The 25,376-nt window shown below is 44.3% G+C and carries 22 protein-coding genes and 1 tRNA gene; 16 read left to right on the top strand and 7 right to left on the bottom strand.

The window, feature by feature from the left end:
• Window positions 1-238 precede the first annotated feature (238 nt).
• Entirely contained in the window at window positions 239-1,909 is a 1,671-nt protein-coding gene (locus tag AC1S5B_RS23280) for a S8 family serine peptidase (protein ID WP_482038050.1), read from the top strand.
• 54 nt (window positions 1,910-1,963) lie between these two features.
• On the opposite strand, the gene AC1S5B_RS23275 is transcribed toward AC1S5B_RS23280, so the two are convergent.
• Entirely contained in the window at window positions 1,964-2,281 is a 318-nt protein-coding gene (locus AC1S5B_RS23275) for a hypothetical protein (protein WP_482038049.1), read from the bottom strand.
• A 309-nt stretch (window positions 2,282-2,590) separates the two neighbouring features.
• Between AC1S5B_RS23275 and AC1S5B_RS23270 the strand changes: the two genes are divergently transcribed.
• Complete coding sequence (locus AC1S5B_RS23270; protein ID WP_482038048.1) at window positions 2,591-3,895, top strand: hybrid sensor histidine kinase/response regulator; 1,305 nt, start codon at window positions 2,591-2,593, stop codon at window positions 3,893-3,895.
• A 14-nt stretch (window positions 3,896-3,909) separates the two neighbouring features.
• Here the strand turns inward: AC1S5B_RS23270 and AC1S5B_RS23265 are convergent, their stop codons facing one another.
• Window positions 3,910-6,084 carry a BamA/TamA family outer membrane protein gene (locus tag AC1S5B_RS23265; RefSeq protein WP_482038047.1) on the bottom strand — a complete coding sequence of 725 codons (2,175 nt, stop codon included), beginning with the start codon at window positions 6,082-6,084 and terminating at the stop codon, window positions 3,910-3,912.
• Between the two features lie 264 nt (window positions 6,085-6,348).
• Between AC1S5B_RS23265 and AC1S5B_RS23260 the strand changes: the two genes are divergently transcribed.
• The 4 genes from AC1S5B_RS23260 to AC1S5B_RS23245 all read left to right on the top strand — a co-directional run bounded on the left by AC1S5B_RS23260 (window position 6,349) and on the right by AC1S5B_RS23245 (window position 9,453).
• A complete protein-coding gene (locus tag AC1S5B_RS23260; RefSeq protein WP_482038046.1) occupies window positions 6,349-6,918 on the top strand; it encodes a sigma-70 family RNA polymerase sigma factor in 570 nt (189 codons plus the stop codon).
• A complete protein-coding gene (locus AC1S5B_RS23255; protein WP_482038045.1) occupies window positions 6,915-7,292 on the top strand; it encodes a hypothetical protein in 378 nt (125 codons plus the stop codon). The genes AC1S5B_RS23260 and AC1S5B_RS23255 overlap by 4 nt, the downstream gene beginning before the upstream one ends.
• A 20-nt stretch (window positions 7,293-7,312) precedes the next feature.
• The gene (locus AC1S5B_RS23250) at window positions 7,313-7,816 is read left to right on the top strand and encodes a Spy/CpxP family protein refolding chaperone (RefSeq protein WP_482038044.1); all 504 of its coding nucleotides are present in this window, start codon (window positions 7,313-7,315) and stop codon (window positions 7,814-7,816) included.
• Between the two features lie 116 nt (window positions 7,817-7,932).
• Window positions 7,933-9,453 (top strand): serine/threonine protein kinase, encoded by a 1,521-nt coding sequence (locus AC1S5B_RS23245; RefSeq protein WP_482038043.1) that lies wholly within the window; start codon window positions 7,933-7,935, stop codon window positions 9,451-9,453.
• A 2-nt stretch (window positions 9,454-9,455) separates the two neighbouring features.
• On the opposite strand, the gene AC1S5B_RS23240 is transcribed toward AC1S5B_RS23245, so the two are convergent.
• On the bottom strand, window positions 9,456-9,914 hold the full coding sequence (locus AC1S5B_RS23240) for a sensor histidine kinase (RefSeq protein WP_482038042.1): 459 nt from the start codon (window positions 9,912-9,914) through the stop codon (window positions 9,456-9,458).
• Between AC1S5B_RS23240 and AC1S5B_RS23235 the strand changes: the two genes are divergently transcribed.
• Together AC1S5B_RS23235 and AC1S5B_RS23230 are read left to right on the top strand one after the other, a co-directional pair.
• A complete protein-coding gene (locus tag AC1S5B_RS23235) occupies window positions 9,893-10,810 on the top strand; it encodes a DUF1501 domain-containing protein (RefSeq protein WP_482038041.1) in 918 nt (305 codons plus the stop codon). The two genes, AC1S5B_RS23240 and AC1S5B_RS23235, sit on opposite strands and share 22 nt — an antisense overlap.
• Before the next feature lie 110 nt (window positions 10,811-10,920).
• Complete coding sequence (locus AC1S5B_RS23230) at window positions 10,921-11,160, top strand: protein kinase domain-containing protein (RefSeq protein WP_482038040.1); 240 nt, start codon at window positions 10,921-10,923, stop codon at window positions 11,158-11,160.
• A gap of 109 nt (window positions 11,161-11,269) precedes the next feature.
• Here AC1S5B_RS23230 and AC1S5B_RS23225 read toward each other — a convergent pair.
• Together AC1S5B_RS23225 and AC1S5B_RS23220 are read right to left on the bottom strand one after the other, a co-directional pair.
• Window positions 11,270-11,351: transfer RNA gene (locus tag AC1S5B_RS23225), tRNA-Leu, on the bottom strand.
• A 143-nt stretch (window positions 11,352-11,494) separates the two neighbouring features.
• Complete coding sequence (locus AC1S5B_RS23220; RefSeq protein WP_482038039.1) at window positions 11,495-11,644, bottom strand: hypothetical protein; 150 nt, start codon at window positions 11,642-11,644, stop codon at window positions 11,495-11,497.
• A gap of 50 nt (window positions 11,645-11,694) precedes the next feature.
• On the opposite strand from AC1S5B_RS23220, the gene AC1S5B_RS23215 reads away from it, so the two are divergent.
• The 4 genes from AC1S5B_RS23215 to AC1S5B_RS23200 all read left to right on the top strand — a co-directional run bounded on the left by AC1S5B_RS23215 (window position 11,695) and on the right by AC1S5B_RS23200 (window position 16,801).
• Window positions 11,695-12,831 carry a tyrosine-type recombinase/integrase gene (locus AC1S5B_RS23215; RefSeq protein WP_482038038.1) on the top strand — a complete coding sequence of 379 codons (1,137 nt, stop codon included), beginning with the start codon at window positions 11,695-11,697 and terminating at the stop codon, window positions 12,829-12,831.
• Between the two features lie 269 nt (window positions 12,832-13,100).
• The gene (locus AC1S5B_RS23210) at window positions 13,101-13,298 is read left to right on the top strand and encodes a plasmid mobilization protein (RefSeq protein WP_482038037.1); all 198 of its coding nucleotides are present in this window, start codon (window positions 13,101-13,103) and stop codon (window positions 13,296-13,298) included.
• Between the two features lie 82 nt (window positions 13,299-13,380).
• Complete coding sequence (locus AC1S5B_RS23205; protein ID WP_482038036.1) at window positions 13,381-15,861, top strand: hypothetical protein; 2,481 nt, start codon at window positions 13,381-13,383, stop codon at window positions 15,859-15,861.
• A 742-nt stretch (window positions 15,862-16,603) separates the two neighbouring features.
• Window positions 16,604-16,801, top strand: a complete 198-nt coding sequence (locus tag AC1S5B_RS23200) for a hypothetical protein (protein ID WP_482038035.1) — start codon at window positions 16,604-16,606, stop codon at window positions 16,799-16,801.
• 157 nt (window positions 16,802-16,958) lie between these two features.
• Here AC1S5B_RS23200 and AC1S5B_RS23195 read toward each other — a convergent pair whose 3' ends face one another.
• Window positions 16,959-18,269, bottom strand: coding sequence for a hypothetical protein (locus AC1S5B_RS23195; RefSeq protein WP_482038034.1), 1,311 nt, complete (start codon window positions 18,267-18,269; stop codon window positions 16,959-16,961).
• Window positions 18,270-19,191: 922 nt separating this feature from the next.
• Here AC1S5B_RS23195 and AC1S5B_RS23190 point away from each other — a divergent pair.
• Window positions 19,192-20,262 carry a hypothetical protein gene (locus AC1S5B_RS23190; protein WP_482038033.1) on the top strand — a complete coding sequence of 357 codons (1,071 nt, stop codon included), beginning with the start codon at window positions 19,192-19,194 and terminating at the stop codon, window positions 20,260-20,262.
• Complete coding sequence (locus tag AC1S5B_RS23185; RefSeq protein ID WP_482038032.1) at window positions 20,259-20,792, top strand: hypothetical protein; 534 nt, start codon at window positions 20,259-20,261, stop codon at window positions 20,790-20,792. Before AC1S5B_RS23190 ends, AC1S5B_RS23185 begins: the two co-directional genes overlap by 4 nt.
• A gap of 789 nt (window positions 20,793-21,581) precedes the next feature.
• Here the strand turns inward: AC1S5B_RS23185 and AC1S5B_RS23180 are convergent.
• Window positions 21,582-22,766 (bottom strand): chromate transporter, encoded by a 1,185-nt coding sequence (locus AC1S5B_RS23180; RefSeq protein WP_482038031.1) that lies wholly within the window; start codon window positions 22,764-22,766, stop codon window positions 21,582-21,584.
• 262 nt (window positions 22,767-23,028) lie between these two features.
• Between AC1S5B_RS23180 and tatA the strand changes: the two genes are divergently transcribed.
• Window positions 23,029-23,205: a twin-arginine translocase TatA/TatE family subunit gene (tatA, locus tag AC1S5B_RS23175; RefSeq protein WP_482038030.1), complete on the top strand. Its 177-nt coding sequence runs from the start codon at window positions 23,029-23,031 to the stop codon at window positions 23,203-23,205.
• Between the two features lie 78 nt (window positions 23,206-23,283).
• A complete protein-coding gene (locus AC1S5B_RS23170) occupies window positions 23,284-25,272 on the top strand; it encodes an ABC transporter ATP-binding protein (RefSeq protein WP_482038029.1) in 1,989 nt (662 codons plus the stop codon).
• The last annotated feature ends 104 nt before the right edge of the window (window positions 25,273-25,376 follow it).

The following is a 25,376-nucleotide window of genomic DNA, read 5'->3' as shown; positions in this document are numbered from 1 at the left end:
TGCGTCCTGGAATGTAGTTATTTTAACAATTTGAAAATGTCTGACAAGCGATTGATTAAGCCTTTATAAAGGATTGTGCCATGATCTTGCTGACATCTAGCTGTTAATTTACGCAATATGCAGCTTAAATAAGCCGAGGGCAAGGGCAGCAAGGTTAGGATGACTCAAAAAAGCGGATACTAAAACAAAGCCATTTTTGATGAATGAATTGGGCGTGTGAATAGGTAGAGGTGAAGTCGTGGTACAAATCAATCCAGTTCATCGGTGTTTTCATCAAATTGGAGCGATAATTCTGGGAGCGAGCATCGGTTGGAGCGGAATTTCGACTGTTTTAGGGCAGACAAAAACGCTGCCTAAATCACTCCGATCGAGTTCGGTTGGCGAAACTGGGATTGATGCTCTACGCCTACAGTTGCCGCCCTACAATCTTACGGGAAAAAAAATTGCGATCGGACAGGTAGAAATCGGTCGTCCGGGGCAGTTTGGCATTGATAAAGCGGTTGCCCAAAATCGATCTATGGCGTTAACGCGAGTATTTTATCGGGATGCTCGCGCCCGGACGAACGTCAACGTGGATAGTCATGCCCAAAATGTTGCCAGTATTATGATTAGCGCGGCAAAAATGGCGAGAGGGGTGGCACCTGGGGCACGGCTTTATTCCTCTGCCTCTGGCACTCCGCGTCGCTATGGGCAGCCAGAAGAATGTTTATCCACTCAGTTTGTAGCGTTGCAAAACGGGGGGGATATTCGGGCAATCAACTTTAGTTTTGGTGAATCATTACGCTTCGATCCACGTGCCAAACCTCAGCTAGATGGAAATGCGTTGTTAACTCAGTGCATTGACTGGTCGGCACGGGTGCATAATGTGCTGTATGTCATTGCTGGAAATCAGGGAAAGGGCGGCATTTCGATTCCAACAGATAATTTTAATGGCATCAATGTTGCCTTCACAGCGCGGGTACAGGAGGTATTTGCGCGGGTGGATTTTGCCAATTTGGGCGACCCAACCAGTAGCGCAACCAAAGGGCTAGAAAGCAATGTGGGACCAAGGCGGGCGATCGCGTTAGTGGCTCCAGGGCATGATGTTTCGTTAGTCAATCCCAATGGCAGCATTACCACGTCTAGCGGCACCAGTTTTGCAGCCCCTCACGTCACGGGAACCATTGCACTGCTACAGGAATATGGGGACACTGCCATTCGGCGCAGCCTCCGCGATCGCTCACGTTCTTGGACGTTGGATGCTCGGCGATCCGAAGTGATGAAAGCCGTATTGCTGAATGCCGCTGACAAACTCAAGGACTCAGGAGACGGGCTTTTGTTGGGTATGAGCCGGACGATCGCGGACAAAAATAACCGCACTTGGCTAGACTCGGATGCCTATCGCGATTCCCAAATTCCGCTTCATGCTCATATGGGCACCGGGCAACTCAACGCCTTTCGTGCCTATCAACAATTCAGTGCTGGACAATGGAATCCGGCGGAAACGATTCCCGCGATCGGTTGGGATTACCGTACTGTGGGATTGCTGCCCACGGCATCTACACCTGCCCCCCTGTATCAGGACTATATCCTCGAAAAGCGACTGCAAAAAGGTAGCTTTGTGGCAGTGACGCTCACCTGGAATCGGTTGGTAGAACTCGTGGACAAAGACCAAAATGGAAACTATACTCTAGGCGAAGAATTTCGCGATCGCGGCTTAAACAACCTGGATTTATATCTCCTGAGAGCAGAAGACACCGATACTCGGAAAGCCATTCGCTCCTCAATCAGCGACGTAGACAGCACTGAGCATATCTTTAATAAAATCCCAGCCACAGGACGCTACAAAATTCGAGTGCAGTTTAAGCAGCAGGCGAATGAACCCGTGCAGCCCTACGCGATCGCATGGTGGACAGTGCCTAAGCGCTGAGTGGTGAAGGGCAAATAGCGAATAGCGAGTAGCAAATGGGAGACTCTATAGTCTTTATTTTACTGGAATAAAAGGTAGGTATTTTTTAACAAACTTCCGTAGCTTTAAGAGCCTCACAGTGTTCACCAATTTGCCGGAAAGCTCGACAGGCTGCTCAATGGGAGCGTTGAGTTTGTTTTGCAATTCGGCATAGTCTGCGGGTGTCATCGGTCGTCCATCAATCGGCGATCGCGCATCTAAAATAATCTGCGTCCGCAGCACCTCCTCTGGTGTATCTTCCGCAGGCGGCAGTGCCAAAGCCATGCTAGCCCACGATTCCACTAGCAAGAATAGACTCAATGCGATCGCCCCTTTTGCTTGCCATCCCTTCATTGCTTTCCCTATGTCTAATGCTACCAGCGAGTCCTCTGCTAAATTTTAGTCCAAGCTTTAAAAACATAGACGCAATGTGCAACTTTCCTGATTTTTCCCTCACCCTAAATCCCTCTCCCAGAGCGGACAAAGGACTTTGAGAGACTCTGGCTTCCGCAGGGTGGGCTGATCTTAGTTGCACATCAAAAAACTTATAGCTCCTACAATAATGACTAAATGATGCTTCCTTGAAAAGCAGGGAACACTAGGCTCAGTATCTACAAACGCTTGGTAGCTTTTGCTGTTATGAATCCAGTTCTAAAGGATATAATGCCCCCCCATTTGCCTGCTCCAGTAGTCATTCCGATTAGCGAACAACGCATCACGGTTCTGCTAGTGGATGATCAAGCGACTGTCAATGAAGCAATTCATTGCATGTTAGAAGCGGAAGCAAACCTCACCTATCACTATTGCTCTAGTGCAGAAAAGGCGCTCCAAATCGCAACAAACGTTGTGCCAACAGTGATTTTACAGGACTTGATCTTACCGAATAGCAATGGCATGACGCTGGTTAAGCAGTTTCGGGAAGATCCGGCTACGTGTGATGTACCCATCATTATGCTGTCTACTAATGATGACCCCCAAACAAAAGCAGAGGCATTTGCGATCGGCGTGAATGATTATTTAGTCAAACTGCCGAACCAAATTGAGCTAGTCGCCCGAATCCGCTATCACTCTCAGGCCTATCTCAATCGACAGGCACATACCGCAGCATTAGTTGCTCAAGCTCATGCTAAGGAACTTGAACAAACCCTGCAAGAACTTCGTCAAACTCAAGCTCAACTGATTCAAACCGAGAAACTATCGAGCTTAGGGCAAATGCTGGCGGGAATTGCCCACGAAATTAATAATCCAGTCAACTTTATTTTTGGCAATCTAACTTATATTGATGCCTATGTCCAAGACCTGATGAAGCTACTACAGCTTTATCAAGAAAAATATCCTGAACCAGATAGCGCAATTCAAGCGCATCTTGAGGATATTGATTACGACTTTGTGATGGACGATTTGCAAAAAATGCTCAGGTCTACTCGCATGGGGTCAGAGCGGATCATTCAAATTGTGCTGTCGCTGCGGAATTTTTCACGCCAAGATCATCAAGAGATGAAATTGAGCAATATTCACGATGGCATTGATAGTACCTTACTCATCTTGAGTCATCGGCTTAAACTTGGAATTAATGTGGTCAAAGATTATGGAAACTTACCGTTAATAGACTGCTATCCCGCCCAACTGAATCAAGTATTGATGAATATCATAAACAACGCGATCGATGCTTTGTTAGACCAGGCTAATCAACCTAAAAAAGAAATTATTATTTGCACAACCACACTGAATAAAGACTCTATTCAAATTCAAATTAAGGACAACGGACCCGGTATTCCAGGCGCTTTGCAAACTAAGTTATTTGAACCCTTTTTCACCACTAAACCGATTAATAAAGGAACAGGTCTAGGGCTTTCTATTTGCCAACAAATCATTGCGAATCATCAAGGAACTATTCAAGTCACTTCCGAAGCTACCGAGGGCGCTGAGTTTACAATTCAGCTTCCTGTGAAAAGCGTCTCAGCTTAACGGTTTAGCCTGTTCTAAAACCGTTGCCCAAAGCCAAACTGAAAGCGCGTATCCCCTTGCCCACTGAAGCCAAAATCTGCCCGAATAATGCCAAGTGGTGAGTTGACCCGCACTCCTAATCCATAGCCAATTCCTGTACCAGGAGTGCCGCGCACGACACCGGGCTGACCCAGCACGTCTTTATTGCTTCCCAAGTCAGAGGCGAAATCTACAAAAGCGGTGCCGCCAATGAATCTGTAAATTGGAAAGCGGTACTCAGCCGTGGCTTGAATATAGCTGCGAGGAGTGGCAATCGCGCCCGTATCCCAACCGCGCACTGAGTTTGGTCCGCCTAAGATAAACGCATTGTAAGGCGGTAAATCTCCTACATTCGTCCCACCTTGCACATTCAGCGCCACCACTTCTGGCTGACGTTCAGTAGGCGGTGCGGCTTTTTGGTTTGCCGTAATCCACGTCACCGGAAAATATACCGCGTGTTCTGCCTGAAGCTTGGTGCCAAACACTTGCCCGCGTCCAATTGGGATATACTGCTCAGCGTTAAACCGAGTGACAGTGCCTTGACGAGGGTTTAAGGCATAATCGCGCAGGTCTTGAATGGCGGTAAATGAAAGACTGAATAGATCATCAATTCCGGTGCCGCTAAGACTCAGTGGGTTGCCTAAAGCATCGTTGCTAAAAACTTTGCCGCCATCGCCCCGAATGCTGACGTTGTTATAGTTAAACCCAAGATTGCCATTCCAACCATTGCCAATGGGTCGCTCTAACCCAACCCCAACCCCTTGTCGGCGCTCTCGAACGCGATCGCCATTGGGCAAATTCACCTCATCGGTAAACACTTGTGAAAACCCCTGTTGCCGATAGATGTTGGCGTTGTAGCCTGGAACATTCGGTTCCGTGTCACGGTAAGGGCTAACGAAGCGTCCATCAAACTGCACATCTCTAGTGCCAACCAACACCGTGCCGCCTAGCCGCTGCCCCAATCCACCAAAGTTAATATCCTGTACGCCAACCGTGACATAGAGTCCTAAGGAATCGTTAAAGCCACCGCCAAACCGCAGATCGCGGGGCGCACGCTCCGTCACGTTATAAATCACCGTCACTCGTCGGGCATCGCCCTCAAACGCAACGTTAACCGTTTCAAAAATTCCCAGTTGACCCAACCGCTGCAAGTCTTCCTGCGCCACAGTTGCCCGAAACGGTTGCCCCGGCTGCACCTTAATCTGCCGCTGAATAAAGGCATCTTGAGTGCGATACCGAATCGGCTGCCCCTTCTCATCTACCGACTTCCCATCCCGATTGAGAAAGCGTACTTTGGTTTCGCCGACTACGCCTTCTGCAACCTCAATTGTGATAATGCCATTGCGATCGGGGCTTAGAGAAATCACCCGCGCCAGAGTATATCCATTTTTGGCATACCAAGCGTTGATGTCTTGCGTTGCCTGATTGAGTGCTGCTGGGCTAATAGGATTGCCAAACTGGTTTCTAAAGATCTCGTTTGTGGCGGTGAAGGTGAGCGCTTGGGCGCTGGGCAAGGCGATCGCCCTTACAATCGTTGGAGTGGCAAAAAAAGTAACGCTCACGCCTTGAGGATTGGGGCTAGTGGAAACCGTTGCCGATGTAAAAAAGCCTGTATTCAGCAACAGCGCCACATCATTCTGAAGCTGACTGGAAGTTGCCTGCCCTCCTGGTTTCGTTTGAATTGCCAGCAACCCAAATTCCTGTAAATCCGGGGCAACTCCCGCAATTTGCACATCAGTTACAAATAACGCGAGATCGTTGGAACTCCCCGATCGCCCCGGCGAGACTGGACTCTGACCGGGTGGCGGCGGCGGCTCTAGCTTGGGCACCACAACTGGCTGGGGAGAGGTAGATAGCGCCGGGGTGATCGGCAATATCTGGGGTGCGGTTTGCACGGGAACCGGGGCAGTAACAGGCACAACCGTTGTCGGCATCACCCACACTGGCTCATTTAACGATGAGGGTTGATTCGGCGGCATTGCCGTAGACGGTTCAGGCTGCACGAGGTTGGGCGGCGGGGGCGGTTGTACCAAACTAGAAGGCGGGGGCGGGGGCGCAATTTGCGGTTGAGCCAAGGCAACTTCAGATTGGGCGATAGATTGGGCGATCGCGGCTAGAATACCCACGGCGATCGCGGGTAACCGTTGCTGTCTGAAAGATTTATAAGTCAAAAAAAGTGCGTTCAATGGGTTTCAAAAACCAAACGTGTGAGGAAGTTGCGATCGCCCTAGTTTTAGCTTTGCAGTTTGCTACAGCTATCCAGGTTGCAAGTACATTCTGCACAGGATTTTAAGAATGGCTAAATTCTTTACAAAAGAATGTGTAATGTGGGGTGTAGATGCCGCACCATGATTCATCTGAACCTTTTGGCGAGTGAACGGGTCTAATGACCGTAACTCCAAATTTGACGGAGGAGTGTTTTGCAGGGGTTCGCTGTGTCAACTGCACCTTACGAAAGCCTGCCCGAAAGTGACGATAGTCATCTCGTGCAGCAAAGCCTTCAAGGTGATACCCAAAGCTTCCGGCTTTTATATCGTCGCCATGAAAAACGGGTCAGAGCTATTTTGTATCAGCTATGCGATGTCAGCGTGTTGGATGATTTAGTACAAGATGTTTTTTTGCGGGCGTGGAGAGGACTGCCCAAATTTCGTCAAACTGCCAAATTTTCGACTTGGCTGTATCGAATTGCCTGGAATGTCGCCTCAGATTATCGGCAAACCGCAGCCAGAAGGCGAACTCAACTACAAGAGCTAACAAAACAGGCTCCCATGCAGCAAGAATCCCCGGATGTGATGCATCTCCATTACCAAGATTTGGTGCAGCGCGGATTAAACGACCTGAGCGCTGCTCACCGGACTGTTTTGGTTTTACACGACTTGGAAGAAGTGCCTCAAAAAGATATTGCTGAGATTTTAGAGATTCCAGTGGGGACAGTGAAATCTCGACTATTCCACGCTCGCGCCGCAATGCGCCAGTTTCTTGACCACGAAGGAGTTCAGCTATGAGTAGATTTTCAGAAGATGACCGACCGCTAACAGAGTTTCTCAAGCGGTATCAACCCGTTGTGCCTTCAGCGAATCCTGATCTAGAAGAGCAATTGATGTCCGCGATCGCGTCTACCCCTCAAGCACGATTGACTCTCGTTTCTAAGGCACCTGTTCAACGACGGATTTTGTGGGCAGTTCCCGCCGCGATCGCAGCCGGGTTAGTCGCCATGGTCGTCAATCATCGCACTTTTGCCCCAGTCTCCCAGCCCAGCCCTGCTGAAGTCGCTGAACTACAAACGTTCATTGAAAGCACTTGGCAAGATGCAAGCACGGAACAAGCGGTTACAGAAAGCGATCTGTTTCCTGTAACTGAGGATTCAACTTTAAATTAGTTTTTGCATCGTATTGTCCTATGTCTCATTCTTCTGTTCCTGTCACTGTTGTGCTGCTGCTCACCTTGGGAAGCGCGATTCGCGAAACGATCCCGATGGCGATCGCCCAGCCCCTTTCAACACCCGCTCGTATTATCCTGGCTCAAGCGGATAATCAATCTCCCCGGCAATTCCCGCGTTCGGCGAGAAAAGAAAACTGGCTTCAAGAATTAAACCTCAGCAAAGAGCAGATTCAAAAAATTCAGCAGATTCGCCGTCAATATCAAGCCCGTCTAACTCAGCAGCGACAGTCTGCAAAGCAAGCGCAGCAGTCCTTAAAAGACATGATGGCTTCAGGAAATGCATCATCTGAGCAGATTCGGCAGAAATTTAGCCAAGTCCAAACCTTACAGCAAACGCTAGCAGATACTCGGATGGAAAGTATGCTGGCAATCCGCAATGTGTTGACTGTAGAGCAACGGCAAAAACTAACTGAGTTGATGCGTCAGCCCGGAAAACCTGGACGAGGGCAAGGCGGTTTCTAGCAAACCAATCTCCCTTCAAAACGGATGAACTAAACCGCCCCGCACATTCAAGCGATCGCTCAGCATCGTTGAGATGGCGCTTTAAAGGCGATCAGAGTTACAACAAGACAGATATTATGCTCTGTTTTTCCATGGATGACGATCGCATTGAAAGTTTGCTGGTTGACCGCTATCTGCTGCTTGAAAAAATTGGTCAAGGTGCCATGGGGCAGGTGTATCGCGCCCTAGATAGACGGCTAGACAGCATTGTTGCGATTAAGCTTTTGGCGCAAACCCTGAAAAGTCCAGAGATGTGCGATCGCTTTGAACTAGAGGCCAAAGCCTGCGCCCAGCTAAACAGCACTTTCATTGTGAATGTGACGGACTACGGGGTAGATGAACAGGGTATTCCCTTTTATGTGATGGAATATCTAGAAGGGCAAAACCTGAAAGAGGTCATGCAGCGTCAACCGCTGCCCCTAGCTCGTTTTTTCAACCTGAGTCAACAAATTTGTTTGGGCTTGCAGTGCGCTCATCAAGGCATTCGGCTCGGAAGCCGCGATCGCCTCTATCCTGTGATTCACTGCGATATCAAACCCAGCAACATTTGGATTGTTCCCGATCCGCTGATTGGTGAACGAGTAAAAATTTTGGATTTTGGCATTGCGAAACTAATGACTGGCGAAACTGGAACGGGTGGTTCCGTCGGTGGCACGCCTCAATACTGTTCGCCTGAACAATGGGAAGGAAACCCCGAACTTGACCCGCGATCGGATATTTACAGCTTTGGCACCGTCATGTTTGAGATGATCACTGGGCGATTGCCACTGCGGCCTAGAACCTATGATTCGCTCGATTGGTTTCGTGCTCATCGGGATCAAGTGCCCGCTACATTCTCAGCGGTTTCCCCTAATTTGAATTTGCCTGATGCCTTAGAAGCTTTGGTGCTGAGTTGTTTAGAAAAATTATCTAAAAACCGTCCCGGCTCGGCGGGGGAAATTTTGCAGTCGTTAAAGACTATCGGTCAGCCCTATGGAGCTTACCTATCTATCCATTCAGCCGCGCCTGTGACCCAACCCCTCTTGGTCGATCGCGAAGCCACGATCGCTAAACTGCGTGATGCGGAGCCGCTCCCCATGTTTCCCAAGGAGATTTCCTTAGAAAGGGTTTTGGTCAAGCCGCTCTCAATTAAGCAGGAAACGTTGGCGATTGTAGGCAAAGTTCTCCCTAAAGGGCTAATCCGCAGACTACAAATCCACCAGCTTTATACCGTAATCCAGCCAGTCTTTTTGCACATCCCCTATTCCTATCCCTTGCTGCTTTGGCAAACCGTTGTTTATACACCCGGCTTCAAATTCCTTTGGATTCCTTACTATTTCGATTTGAAAAAGGCGGAGGATCTAAAATTGGTTCACTTGTTGTGCCAACAAGAGCGCTATCAGTTGATGTTGTTTGATCGGGAAGAACCCCACTGGTGTTCCTATAGCCTTTCCATTAAAATCATGCCCGAACGCAGATTGGATCTACAGCAATGGGCGATCGCCGCTCAATCCCAGGTTGCGGTGGGGTTGTCCCAGGAAAGCAAACGGCGATTGGAAGAAGAATTCCAACGGTTGCAGCCCATGATTGAACAGCAACTTAGAGCCAGAAAGTCCTAGGTTTATACGCATTGCTGTACTTCGATGTCGGGCTGAATCCTATTCAGTTTTGTCAAAGGCAAGGTGACGGTAAACGTTGAGCCTTGATCGTTTCCCTTGCTGCTGACGCTCACGGTGCCCCCATGAAGTTCTACCAAGTGACGAACGATCGCTAATCCTAACCCCAATCCGCTATGGGTGCGTGTACTGGAGCTATCGGCTTGACGAAAGCGATCAAACACAAAGGGCTCAAACTCTGGATCGATGCCTTTTCCGGTATCCACTATGATCAGCTTGATGTGGGCAGGATATCGTTCTATAAAAATGTTGATCCGCCCATTTTCGGGCGTAAATTTAATCGCATTGGATAATAAATTCCAGACGACTTGTTGTAAGCGATCGCAATCGCCAGAAATCAATCCAATATTAGGTTCAAATAAAAACTGAATCTGAATTTTTTTTGCTTCGGCTGAGGGTTGCACCGTGGCGATCGCCGACTGAATTGCGATCGCACTTTGACGCGCAGGACTATATGGAAAGCGGCACTCCAGGCACAAAATCGACTCAAGATGGCTGGATGAATCGCCTGTTGGCAAGCCTGAATACGGGGCGGAATCCGATCCAGGCAGTCAATGTCGGCAACACTACGCCTCGGATCTTAGCGGGCAAACTGTCCGTGGCAACCCTCGCATTGGGACGTGCGGCTGATAATCCCCTCCCAATCGATCGCCCTCAAGTGGCTGTGGCGTTCGATCGCCTCTATGACCGCAACGATAAACTGGGGCAAACTTATCAAGAATCGCGAGAAGCACGGCAGGCGTTGATGGGTGACCTGGCACCTGATTTAACGACAGAGATGAAAGCGGCAAACAATGGCGCTCAGTCTGCCAATGGATTTGGGCGGGATGCTCAGCGACTTGCCAAAATTATGGTGCGGGATAGCCAGGTGCAGCTAGCATTTCTGGCGATCGGGGGGTGGGATACTCACATCAATCAAGGCGCTAGCCAGGGACAGTTTGCCCGCAACTTGCAGCAGTTGGGACGGGTTTTAGTTGCCCTGCAACAGGGGTTAGGCGCTAGTTTCAACGACACCACTATTCTCGTCATGTCTGAATTTGGGCGCACAGTCAAAGAAAACGGCAATGGCGGCACCGACCACGGACACGGCAATGTCCTGTGGGCGATGGGTGGCAGGGTTCGCGGTGGCATAGATGGTAATTGGCACGGGTTGGCAGCAAATCAGCTTTACCAGGGGCGTGATGTGCCTGTGACCACGGATTTTCGTGATGTGGTCAGCAATGTGCTAGCGCGCCATGTTGGGCTGAGCGACTCCAAGTTGAATCAAGTGTTTCCCAATTACGCCCCCAATCAAGTTTAGAGGTTGGCAGTTGGCAGTTTAGCGCCGATTCAAGCTACAACAAGACAGACATTGCTCTCTGCTTTTTCATAGATGAGGATCGCATTGAAAGTTTAGTTGTTAACCGCTATTTGCTGATTGCAAAAATTGGTCAAGGTGCCATGGGTCAGGTGTATCGCGCCCTAGATACACGGCTGGGAAGCATTGTTGCGATTAAGTTTTTGGCGCAAACCTTGAAAAGTCCAGAGATGTGCGATCGCTTTGAGCTGGAAGCCAAAGCCTGCGCTCAGCTAAACAGCGATTTCATCGTGGCAGTGCGCCCATCAAGGCATTTGGCTAGGAAGCAGCGATCGCTGGTATCGAGTCATTAGAGAGTGTTTGTAAACACTCTCTTAATCAGGTTAATTTGAAAGAGGTCTAGTGTTAATCGCATTAAAAAAGCAGACACTGTAAGTTCTAGTGCCTGCTGAATTAAAACTATGGGCAGAGCGAGACTCGAACTCGCACGAATTTCTTCGCCGCATTTTGAGTGCGGTGCGTCTACCAATTCCGCCACCCGCCCAGATTCGCCTATTGAGTATATCAGGTAAATCAGATGTGAAGCAATTTTTTCAGCAAATGTGGATCGGATGAAAACCTGTAGACAGCAGTTTTGTCAGCGCAGATCGAAAGCCTGAAACCCGACTCCTGGAACCCGAAACCTGATTAAGCAGACAACAGCAGCTTTGCCAAAAAGCCAACGACCCCGCCTGCTAGCACCAACCAGGCAGAATTAATTTTGAACCGAAAAACCGCACCTACTAGCATCAACAAAGTCGAATTGGTAGAAGTTTGGTAGAAAAGGTCGGAATCCATACCTAACAAAGCTTCCAGGTTTTGCCTAGTTCTAACGTTCTAGGTGAATTATGAAATTTAATTTAGGTCTTGACAAAGAAAATTACCGTATTGACTTTACTTTAGATGGGAAACGTAATCGCTTCTACCCTGGAACATCAAACGAGTTAGCAGCTAAAAATCTTCTGAGAAGGATGCAGTTCGATTGGGAGCAAGGAGACTTCGATTTAACTTTACAGTCCTATAAGGTTAAGAACCGTATTCAAACTGCAAGAGTTGAGGCTGCTATATCAAAACAAGCTAGTAAGTCTAACCCAAAACTCCTGTCGCTTTGGGATCAATGGGTAGAATCACTCAATCTACCGCTCAGAGTTTTAAACGATCATTATCATTGCTGTAGAGTCATGATTATGAAAGTTAACCCAGACTGGAATGACACTATATGGTTTACTCAGTCTGACCTTAGTGCTTCTACCTGGAACACACGCAGAAGGTTTATCAAGTCCTGTATAGGATGGGCATTAGCTGAAGAATTAATAGAAGGCAAAAATCTTTGGAATAATCTAAAAGCAAGGAGAGAGAGTAAATCTTGTGCAAATCCCTTGACAAAAGCAGAAATTTATTTGATCGTCCAAGCTTTTGAAAGCAATCAATTCTGCTCAAGTCAGTCACCTTGTAAACATTCCTACTATGCTCCTTACCTTAAGTTTCTTTTGTACACAGCCGTAAGACCAGGAGAAGCTATTGCACTTCAATGGAAGCACATCGACTTTGAGAGAAATTTAATTGAAGTGTCAGAAGCAATGGGACGGGATTTAGAATCCTCACCTTACACAACAAGAAAAGTTAGAAAAGACACAAAAACTGGCTGTACTCGTTATCTGCCCATGAATTCTGCTCTTAAGGATTTACTAATTACTCTTAAACCACAAGACGTTAGAAAAGACTCCCTCGTATTTATTGGAGCAAGAGGGAAAGGAGTTTTAGATACACGATCTTTTCGAGAAGTATGGAAAACGGTTTTGGAAGGTTTGGACTTGGAATATCGTAAACCCTACCAAACAAGGCATACAGCTTTGAGCCATATTGCCCAGAACCACGGTTTATTAGCTGCTGCGAAAGTTGCAGGTCATAAATCATTGGATATGGTTTCTCGCCATTACGCAAGATTCACTGGTGAATTGAGAGATGTTATGCCAGATTTCTAAGTTCCCAGCCTTCTAACAAGAAACCTCAAACCCACATAAAAACTATGTGGGTTTTGCTTTTTGAATAGAATCAGCTTTTTTATAAAAATATATTTAGTACTCCAGTTGCTTGAGGATTATTTAAGTAATCTTTTTTTCTAAAAACCTTCTTTTTATGTTAAAGATTTCTTCAAGTTTTGCCCACTTTATCATTTTGTTAGAAATGATATTATAGATGTATAAGAAAAAGTTATACATCTATATTTTTATGAAATACAAACCAACTTTATATGAAACTTGAATTAGTCCAACAATACGAAAAGAAAGATAAACAATTTAACTTTAGATTAAGCAAAGCTGAATATGAAACTATCTTTAAGCTCTGCCAAGCTCACGATTTAAGCACTGGCGAGTTTATGAGACGGTGCATTAATGAATATGCAAGAAATTTTTACTCTGATTATTGTAAAGCTAGAGTAACTGCATAGTTTTTCAGCTATGTGAACTAATAGAAATATAGGTCAGGCTAAAACCTGACCACTGATTGATTATTAATAAATTAAAAATACTATGATGAAACACCAAATTTTACTAGACTCCATTAAATATCAAAATAAACCAAGTGGAATAGAAGTTAGAAGCATTAATAATAGGATTGTCAGTCATCCAACAGAGATAGATATTGTTGAATTTAGTAGACAAATAACATACCCCAATAGTAAAACCTGGATTCCTGCCTACTTAAAAGATAAAAGGAATAATGCAAACTGGCAATATCAATCTATTTTCGCTTTAGACTTTGATAAGGGAATCACTATTGAACAAGTTCTTGAGAGACTGAAAGAGTACGGGTTAGATTGTACTTTTGCTTATTCAACTTTCTCTAGCAGTCTAACAAAGCCAAAGTTTAGAGTTGTCTACCAGCTAAATCATGTAGTCATTGATTATGACTACAGAGAAGAAATACAACTAGCTTTAATGATTCTATTCCCTGAAGCTGACACGGCTTGCAAAGATGCTTCTAGAATCTTCTTTGGAGGAAAAGAGCTAATTTATAAAAGTTATGAGTACTACCTTGATGTATCGAAACTATTGTTAGCCTGTAGAGTTTTTTCTGTGGCACATGTTAAATCTGAACATGTGAGTCAAAAATTAAGTAGGGTAGATAAAAAGTTTGAAAACTGTGTGAAAAGTGGAAGCTCCTTTAATATATATAGAGGAGACTCCAGCTTTCACACAAAATCGAAAGAATATTCAGAACTAGTCAAAGTAGATTTTGATTACCTTAGAAGTGAAGTAAAGATTTTAGATGACTTCATGAACGGTGAATGGTTATATCACATGACCTTGTTTGGGCTAGCCACTAATCTGATTCACATTCATGGAGGTAAAAAATTGTTTAAAGAGTGTTTAGCTTTGAATTCTAACTACACACAAGAGAAATACTATCTCACAAATATTGCTAGACACTATAATTACAGACCTATGCGATTAGAAAACTTCAGCGACTATGAAGAAGACTGGGCTTATATCAATCTTCTTGAGGCAGCTAAAAAAGGAAAGATAGTAAGACTAGAACCATATGAAACTATCAGTCTTGGAGAAGCTGAAGAAAAACTCAGTAATGCGATACAAGAGGCTTTAGCGGATAGCAGCAATAGCATTTGGATAATCAAAAAAGCTACTGCTCTTGGAGGCACTGAAAGTTTACTTAATTTAGAAGGTGTAACTCTTGCCCTTCCCAACCATGCTTTAAAGTCTGAAATCTCTGAACGATTTAGGGCAGAGCATTTAGTAACACCAGAGTTACCATTTGATTCTATTAATGCTGAGTTAGCAAAGAGATTGAAACATCTATTTTCTATCGGCTCCTATAAAACCGCACATGATTTAGTTAGAAATGAAGGCATTAAAAATGCTGCTCTAGCTAAATATTTGGATGCAACTCTAAAAGCTTATAAAAGTAGAAAAACCGTTTTAACTACTCATAGTAAGGCTTTATTTATAGGTTTCGAGAATCATAATACTGTGATATTTGATGAAGACCCTCTGAACAATATTTTAGAAGTGAATAATATTACTCTAGACGACCTTAATCGATTGGCTAGGGCTACCCCTGATGAGAAAGACAAGCAAAAGCTAGAAAAATATGTGAGAATTCTTACTGAGAATATGGAAGACTGTGTTGAGTCTACGAAAGAAGTAAGATTCAATGATATTGAGAAAATTGTTACTGATAGTAAACAGTTCGATTCCAGTGTCCTTAAATTCTTGTCCAGTGAGCATTATGTAAAAGACACTAAAGATGAATCAAAACTAAATTTCTTAAAGCATAACTCTCTTGATTCTGACGTTTTGGCTCACAAGAAGATTGTAATCATATCAGCCACAGCAAATGAGTGGATTTACAAAAGGCTGTATGGTGACAGAGTTAGGTTTGTGGACATAAGTAATGTTGCGTTGAAGGGTATTATTGTTCAAAATACTGATTACTCTTACAGTCGTACAAGTTTGAAGAGCGAAAGTGTTTATAAAAAGGTTCAAGAGAAAGTAAAAGATATTTTAACTATCACTTTTAATAGCTATAAAAACCTATTCAGTAATTCTGTGTCAGATATTCATTTGGGAAAGTGTTCAGGTTTCGATGAGTTGAAAGGAAAAAATATAGCTGTTGTAGGAACTCCCCACCTTAGATCTGCCCATTACCTGCTATATGCGAAAGCGCTTGGCATTAAAGTATATCCTCAAGATTTCAAGTTGGAATACTTGAAAGTAAAGCATAAGGGTATTGAATTTAGATTTCCTACCTTTACTAGACCAGAGCTACAACTTATTCAATTCCACTTTATAGAAGAGCAATTAATACAGGCGATTGGGAGAGCAAGAGCTTTAAGGTTTCCAGTTGTGATACAAGTTTTTTCTAACTTTCCTTTAGCTGAAGCTCGTCTTTCTAATGAAGTGAAGGAAGTAGAACTAGAGCGAATTTACTTAGAACAGTGTCTTGAAACTTCTCCACTAGATTTAGAAGTTATATCCACCGTATTGAATTAATGTAAATAAGGACTCCCTACTTAATGTTTGGAGTCCTTTTTTTAACACTTCTAACGACGATGTTTCACTGAGGGTGCTCGCTCTTCTTAGTCACTCTGGTAGTACGTATCGGAGCAAGATACTGATTACTTCACTCGATTGACCTAGTGAACCTGCGTTTTGAAGCTTAGACCACTCTCTGAATTCAGCATAGCCCACACTATGTAAAGCCTGGATGGTTCTTTTAACGACTATTGGAGAGCCGATCAGAAGGTGTTTGATCCCTTCCCTGCCTGAGTCTGGCTGATCGCTTAGAGTGGTTAGGTTGTCACTGTCAGTATTTTCTAGCGATAAAAAGTCTTCTGGCATCTAAATTACCTGTTGAATGCAGTAACGCTGACTAGCTTGAAATCATAGAGGGAGCTTTAACGGTCATCGGCTTTCATCCCTTCTCATTGCCGAGAGGATCTCATTTGCTAGTTGATTCATAGTCCAGCGCTCAAGGGGGCAGCTTACGGCTTGCTCTCCTGGTTGCTGTAACCAAAACAGGCACTCTTCAATTTGAGACACCCTATACGGCTCATTAATCAGCACCTTGTTCAAAACATCCGATAAAACTAATACTTGTGAATCAGTCAAAACTATCATAAGAACATTGCCTTATAGATTGCACTACAAATGTAAGGCATTTGCCTTTCAAAGGCAACATGCTTATGTGCGTTATGTCATGCCTGACAATAAAGGGAGTTAGCCTACTTTCAGGATGCCTAAGCCCCAAAAACCGCAAATTAGAGCGTATATCTCAGAAGAGACTGACAAACTTCTGAAAATTATTGCTGCTTTCAAAGATTCCTCTGTCAATGCCTTAGTAAATGAGGCGATAGAGCATTGGCTGGAGGAGTCTGAACAGCAACGGATTATTGAACGTCACCGATTAGATGACCTAGACGAGTCAGACTAGCTGCACTTTTAAGTATCTTGTTGTCTAATTGTTAACTAAGTGCTTGCAGAAGCAAAAGAAATGATTCAGATGATGCTAATAACCTAAAAAGTTGTCTCTAATCCTTTCTGGCAAAGCAGCAGAATAGGAAAAGGCAGTAAATCTCTTAGTCACTACATCACATATTTAACTGTGGGCAAAGGTTCTTTATAGCCACTCCTGCTATTTCCTTCTTTTGTGCAGAGTTTTCCTTAGTTATATTTTGAGCTGCATCTTCAAGCGAGACTTTGTTAAGTACCATATAATTTCTAAATTGTTGACACATTTTATATCCCTCTTCCAGAGCGCCTGGAATTTTATTGTCTATCTTACTTCTAATGTACTCCTCTGAAGAAGACTGAAAATTTATTGAGTCATAACTGCCAAATTGCCCATTAGCAAATACTAAATAGCCTAATTCTGAGTTTTCATCAACTTTTTCAATATAAGGATATTTTTTTGAAAAATCAGCATTTGAGAATGAAATAGTATTGTTTTCCGTACTACATTCTTTCTCTTCTAAGATACGATTTAATACGGCTTTAAGATATTCTCGATATAGTTCAGGTTCATTTGACGGAGAGTCTTGGTTGATTAATTTAATACTCTCTATTCTTGTAATAAATGCTACTTCCCATTTCTGCTGCGCTTCCTGCTCCTTTTTACGTTCCTCTTCTATCCAGTTATGATTTAGCTGAGAACACAAAATCCTGTCTGAACCAAAAGCTTTTTTATAGTTTCTAGCTAAATCATCTAGTTTTTGAAAGCCCTCTGCTGCTTTGTCTGTTTCCCTCCTCGCAATGTACAAATTTGCAAAATTTACTACTGAATTCTCAAGATTTTGATTAACTTCTTTGGTTTTTTCATTTGCTTGAAATACATCTATTGCTACCCAAACTAAAAGGGCTAGAGTTAGCCCCGAAGTAGATAAAAGAATAATACGTAATTTTTCTGACATCCCCCTTTTTATAGAAACTAACTTTCTAGGTAGTTCAGAAATAGCTTTATTTTTTACCCAAGAATCTTTATCTTTCGCTCTAATTTTATTTGCATTACTTATCTTAGAAGACTCGCCAACAGTTGGAAGAGCCGGAGTATTTTTTATATCACTATGATCAAGAAAATTTTCAAATGAATGGCTAAGTTTATCTTCTACAACAGGAAAATTTTGACTCCAAGATATTTTTTCTGCACCTTCTTTCTTTCCATAAATCCTGACACTTTTTATATTTTGAGATTGCAACCCTAAGATGCTTTTCTTTAGAAAATCAACTAAAGCCTGTTGATTTAGAACCTGTTTTGATTCCAGCAAAATCTGTAAACAATCATTTTTGAGAATTACTTTTGCTGTAATATCTTTGGACTTTAGTGACCGATTTAACAAAACTGAGATAGCTCGTGCATTACCCTGCTTCGCAAGAGCTACAAGCTTGGCGTGTTCAGTAGTCATAGTTGTCGATCTCGTTGGAACAATTATTACTCTCTTCTAGAATTCGCTGGAGAATCAGCTTAGAATGCGCCCATAGTTCATCTACTGCTTTCCACAGGCGTAGAATGCCCAATTAGGAGAACGGTATAACCTTATTTTTTCTACCAATCCCATCATAATTTCTGATTTAAGGGGTGTCACTATTGACAAGAAACCTTTCTGAGAATAAGTGAGTGAAAAATGCTAGGGAAGTATATGTATATCTATAGGTTTATTAGGAGGATATTACATAGGGCTATCTCAATGTCTATGAAGTCATTAAGCTAAGAGTTAATCAGCACTGCATTTGTTCTCTAGCTGGCAATCAATCACTTCTATCACTTTTATTCGATTGCTTTTGAGCGAATCATAGACAATAGTCTATATTTGTGTCGGTATGTCGAATGACTACATCAAACTGAAAAAGTCAAGGCAATGGTTGCTATTTTTGATGAGGACAGTGATAAGAAAACTAAACTCAAAACAGGGCATCGAGTAGTCTGATGACTTTAGTTTAGGATGTGCCCATAGTTTATCTACTGCCTCCCACAAACGTTTTCAATTGAGGTGTTTTAGACTCAATTAAAGGTATTTATATACTTAACTCACTACACTAAATAGAATTTATTGGTATCGTTAGCACTCTAAAGTATCAGGACTGAAAAAATTGAGCTAACATTTAAGCACCGCTGAATGCAGTCTTACATTGAGATAGCCCCTACAAAAGCATTGGTAGTGCTTCTGTAAGGGCTATGAAGAGTTTTATACCAAGAGTATAAACCTAAGTTGCTTGAGCGGGTTAGCCTAACCAGATAAGCGTCTAAACAGGTTTTATGCTCTGCGCTATACAGTAGCGTAACACAGATGTTTTAGGCGCATTAGGATTTTGCGCGGAGAACATATTGTGAAAGAAAAAGTTCGGTTTCGTATGTATACAGTCAGTCAGTGCGGATATTACAAGCGTGGAGAGCAAACACCTGAATTTGGCAGCCTTGACGAAGTTTTTAGGCAGATACAAGAGTGGATCAAAGGTAAAAGCATCAAGCAGTCTGGAACATATGAATTTCGAGAGGGTGATAAGATTTATCCAACCTTTTGCCACAGCATTCTATCGAATGATTTTGGTGACTATCTTGTAACTACTTGGAACCAAGTTCCATCTGGAGAAAAGTTCTTAGCATCAATAGCAGGCAATGACTTAGTTGGCAAAGCTCAAGTTGATCTTGCTGAAGTCCCCCATGGAAACATTCCGGGATATCCAACCTATTTTTGGGTACTACCTTCTGAAAACAAACTGATAACTTTACAGTTTCCCAAAGGTGTTAATGGGATACGAAATCTTAGAAAGTATGTTTCAAACTTCATGTTGTTTTACTCAATTTTTGCAATGAGAGGAGACGCAAAAAAAACACCTGAAGACGATAAATACATCGATGCTTCTTTAGATGGTTACTCTCCAGATCCAATAAGCATTCCTCCACAAAAAGATGTTAATCCAAGGTTTGAAACGTTTTTATTTGAAAGAAGTGACCAAAATATTAAATATGTTAAAGAAAGACTTAAATTAGTCATAAGACTATGCCAGAAGCGTGAGCTTCATATTGACATTCCATACGAAGCAGATCTAATGGAAAGATTTTTTTCTTTGCTTGGTGTTAGAGAAATACCAAAACTAGAAAAACCAGCCAGAATGAACTATGAAATAAATTTTGAAAGCCCATCAGAAGAGGAATTTGATACAATTATTAGTAGTTGGAGAAAGCATGTAGAGGAGATTGATGATGACAATTATTGGGACGATATCGGATTTAAATTAATAGGTCACGAAAGAATATTTTGGCTTAACCGCTTCCTTATGTCAAAGTCATTTGATCTATCGGTTAAAAGAGAAAACGAGGAAATGATTAAGCCAGAATCTTTGATGAAAGAAATCTCTGAGAGACGTGCCGAACTTTTGGCAGGTTTAATAATATGAGAAAGATATTTAGAGCCTTAACTAAAATAAAATTTAACTATTTGAAAATCGCTCTTCTTTTAGGTGTGATCTTCTTTTGTTTGATAGCATTCCTCTGCGGTAAAAATATACCTTACTCAGAACAATCTTCCATATACGAAGGCTTAAGAACGACATCAGGGATCGTATTTGGAATTATGGGTGCGTGGATAGCTATTGTTCATCCTGGAAGCCTTGGAGATTTTTTTGGTGACCGTAAAACGGCAAGCAATCAAATGCTAAGACTGCTAAGCACAATGCTTATTGCTGCGTTTATACTTTCTACTGTTTTATTGATTGGTTTTATTGTTCCAGCCTTGAAACAATTCTATTTAATTGCAGTTTATAAGCCTGTTTTTCGGGGTCTATCGTATTCGATAGTGTGTTTTTTAACAATGCTTCAAGTATGGTCTCTTTTCTTAGTTTTACTTCCAAATTATATTGTTAAAGAGAAGTTGAAAAAGGCAGAAGGGGAAGAGGAAATAAAGCAATATTTAACAGGAAAGAAATAATTTTATATGTAGTGCTGTGTCTCACATGCCATTTGTATATGATGTCTTTTAATCTTTATCTCGCCATGCAACTGATGAGCAATTATATCTGTTGGCAGGCTAATGCTTTGTTATTGTGAGGGTGTAAGAATCCATACGCTGTGACTTTATGGCTGATTTATCTAAACCAGAAACCAGTGAAGAATTTCAACGCTTTGATGACTTAGTGAGTAAATTGCTGAGATCTCCAAAAGCAGAGGTCAAGAAGATAGACCTGACTTTACCCCCTAAATGACCTAAGCAAGACCGTAAGGGGATGGCAAGGCTTAACCCTTGCTGATTCGTGCTTTCAGTTGCTTGTAAGTGATGCCTAATGCTCTATGAATCTCACAAGAGCTAATCCCATTCTTTGCATTCGCAATCAGCCAAATAGCGACTAACCATTTATCCAGTCCTAAAGGGCTATCTTCTAACTTTGCCTGTGCATCTTCAGCTAGATTAGTCAGGCTTATATAAATAAGCTGATAGATCAGTACTTTCAATCTTTTGAAAAGCACTGGTAGAAATATGGTAGAAAAGGATTAGGCAGAACCTTGAAAACTTTATGGTATGGGAGTCGCGCACTCCTTTTTGAGTGCGGTGCGTCTACCAATTCCGCCACCCGCCCAGATTCGCCTATTGAGTATATCAGGTAAATCAGATGTGAAGCAATTTTTTCAGCAAATGTGGATCGGATGAAAACCTGTAGACAGCAGTTTTGTCAGCGAAGATCGAAAGCCTGAAACCCGACTCCTGGAACCCGAAACCTGATTAAGCAGACAACAGCAGCTTTGCCAAAAAGCCAACGACCCCGCCTGCTAGCACCAACCAGGCAGAATTAATTTTGAACCGAAAAACCGCGATCGCGCTGAGAATGGCGACTGTAATCGTAATCCAATCTACTAAAGCAGTGCGCGCCAATACATAGGTGACTGCTGCCATTAGCCCCATGGATGCCGCATTCACCCCATCCAAAAAGCCACTTGCCCAGGTCGATTGGCGCAGTTTGGGCACCCAAGGATTAACCAGCGCCACCAACGCAAAAGCAGGCAGAAAGATTCCGACCGTTGCCGCGATCGCGCCACTATTCCCTGCCAGCAAATAGCCAATAAAAGTTGCTGTGGTAAACACTGGACCCGGCGTGAACTGCCCAATGGCGATCGCGTCGAGCAATTGTTGAGAAGTCAACCACTGCCGCTGATCCACTAGCCCAGTTTGCAAAAATGCCAGCAGCACATAGCCACTGCCATAAAGCACGCAGCCAATTTTGAGAAAAAACAAAAAGACGCTGAATCCGGTGGGGGCTGATACCGTTGATGCAACCGGGGTCATAGCGATCATTGGCACCATCCATGCCCCCATTGCACCCAAATCACGGCGACGCTGCCAATTTTTAAACAGCATCACGGCAATGCCGCCCAGCAGCAATAGCAAAATTTCGTTGATATTCCAGAAATAGGCAATCGTAACGGCGATCGCGGCAATTACGGTTGGTGTATCCTTCAGCGCCTTCTGTCCCAGCTTGCATAGCGCCTGCACCACGATCGCTACAATCACCGCCTTAATGCCATAAAGCAACCAGCTCACCTGGGGAATTGCCTGAGTCTGGACATAGACCGCCGCCAATCCCCAGACAATGAGCATCGCAGGCAAAATGAAGCAGACACCCGCGATTGCCAAACCCCACCATCCACCGCGCTCATAGCCAATGTGAATTGCCAGTTCCGTCGAATTTGGTCCTGGAATCAGGTTCGTGATACCTAATAAATCCAGCAATTTCTCACGACTGAGCCACTGTCGCCGTTCCACAATCTCCTCATCCATCATGGAGATGTGAGCAGCCGGACCTCCAAAGGCGATCGTCCCCAGCTTTAAAAAAACTATCGCCAGTTCCTTGAGTCGTTGTCGCTGTTGGCTAGAAGATAGATCAGAATAAGCGGGGTCTTGATGTTCCATAAGGGGGTTGGCAGGCTGGATTTGTCCACTGAGCCTATCAAACCAGATTTTTTTAATAAAGTGTTTCGGATACAAATCCTACTTCTGTTTCTGACACGATGCCCAATTTGCCTGTACGCTATACCCTAGGTTTCGTACTTATGTAGTGCCCTCACCCCCACCCCCTCTCCCCGTGGGAAAGAGGGGGTCAAAGCCTAATCTTGTTCTTTTCCCGCTGGGAGAGGGCTAGGGTGAGGGCATTGATCTCATTTTGGAGGCGCTTATGTTTGGTTTGGGATGGCCTGAAGTTATTATTATTGGCATTGTGACGGTGCTGATTTTTGGTCCTAAAAAGATCCCTGAACTGGGTGGCACCATTGGCAAAACCCTACGGGGATTTAAAGATGAACTGGGTAAGCCAGAGGATGAGGACATGGATCGCGATGAAGACGATCGCTAAGCAGACCCACACAGAATCATCAGCGTCAGCCTATTTAACAATTCCGTTACACTAAAACTGACAGACATGGCATGATTTATGGCTCTCTTTTCGCTGCGATCGCTCAAAAAAGACTTTGGCATTAAGGAAATTCTGCGGGATGCCAGCTTTAGCCTGGATGAAGGCGATAAGGTCGGGCTGATTGGCACCAACGGTTCCGGCAAATCCACCCTGCTAAAAATGATCGCTGGATTGGAACCGATCGACGGCGGCGAACTGTGGGTCAACTCCAGTGCCAAAATTATTTATCTACCCCAACAGCCCGACCTGGATGATAGTCTGACTGTGCTTGAGCAAGTGTTTGCCGACAGTGGTGAACAACTGGCACTGGTGAAGCAGTATGAAGCTATTTCGGACAAACTCGCCCATGGGGATGGCGACACCGACCTGCTGCTATCTAAACTCTCCAGTGTGTCAGAGCGCATGGATACCTTGGGCGCGTGGGAACTGGAAACCAACGCTAAAGCCATTTTGACCAAGCTGGGAATTCACGATTTTGAGGCAAAGATTGGCGGTTTATCGGGGGGATATCGGAAAAGAATTGCGATCGCCACGGCGCTTCTGTCTGAACCAGACGTGCTGCTGATGGATGAGCCAACGAACCATCTGGATGCAATTTCAGTGGAATGGCTGCAAAGCTACCTGAATCGGTTTCGGGGTGCCTTGCTGCTGATCACCCACGATCGCTACTTTTTGGATCGGGTCACCAACCGCATCCTCGAAATCGATCGCGCCGATTTATTTTCCTATGCCGGAAACTACGCCTATTATCTTGAGAAAAAAGCCCTGGAAGAAGACTCCGCTGCCAGCACTCAGCGCAAACATACCGGAGTCTTGCGGCGCGAATTGGAATGGCTAAAACGGGGACCCAAAGCCCGGAGTACCAAGCAAAAAGCCCGCATCGATCGCATCCGCGAGATGCAAGATCAAGAGTTTAAGCAAGTGAATGGCAAAGTGGATATCACCACCGTGGGGCGGCGGATTGGCAAAAAGGTGATTGAACTTACGAATGTGTGTAAAGCCTACGGCGATCGCGTTTTAATCAAAGACTTCACTCATCTATTCACGCCCGAAGACCGCATCGGCATCATTGGCAGCAACGGAGCCGGAAAATCGACCCTGATGGACATCATCACCGGACGCATCCAGCCCGATTCTGGCACCGTCGAGATCGGCACCACGATTCACATTGGTTACTTCGACCAACACTCCGAAGATGTCGGCATGAATGACAGCCAGCGCGTGATCGAATACCTCAAAAACGTCGCCGAACTGGTCAAAACCTCTGACGGCAGTGTGATCACCGCCTCCCAAATGCTGGAGCGCTTCCTGTTTCCGCCCGATCAGCAATATGCCCCGATCGCCAAACTCTCCGGCGGCGAAAAACGACGGCTATTTTTGCTGAAAGTGCTAATGGAAGCGCCCAACGTGTTGATTTTGGATGAACCGACCAACGACTTAGACGTGCAAACCCTGGCAGTGCTAGAAGAATATCTGGAAGACTTCAACGGCTGCGTCATCGTCGTTTCCCACGATCGCTACTTCCTTGATCGCACCGTCGAAACCATCTTCGCCTTTGAACCCAACGGCACCCTCAAACAATATCCCGGCAACTACTCCGTTTATTTAGACTTCAAAAAAGACGAAGCAGACGACCAAAAACAGGCGGAGGCAGGAGTTCAAAAAGCAAAAAAGCAAAACGCCACTAACGAAGCCAAAACCCAATCACCCGCGCCCTCACCTTCAACCCTGAACTCCGTTCGCGTAGCGTCTCCGAAGGAGTTACTCCGAACCTCGAACTCTTCCAAAAAAAAGCCTTCCTTTAAAGAAAAGCGCGAATACGAAACCCTAGAAGCAAAAATTCCCCAGTTAGAAATCGAAAAAGCAGAGATCGAAAAAGTGCTGTATGGCGGCGTAAATAGCGGCTTTGTCGATGTTCGTAAACTCAGCGATCGTTTGGCAGAAGTCACCCAAGAAATTGACCAGTCAACCGACCGCTGGATGGAACTAGCAGAACTGATCGGCTAGTTTATCAAACTGAAGAACATTAGAAATCGAAACTAGATTATCGGGATCAGTGGATAAGACCTATCCAGCCGCGATCGCCTGATTTGCTTAACGTAGAAAGCTAA

This window comes from Leptolyngbya sp. CALU 1928 (assembly GCF_056784215.1).
The sequence above is the reverse complement of the archived record's forward strand: the minus strand, read 5'-3'. Positions and strand labels throughout refer to the sequence as shown.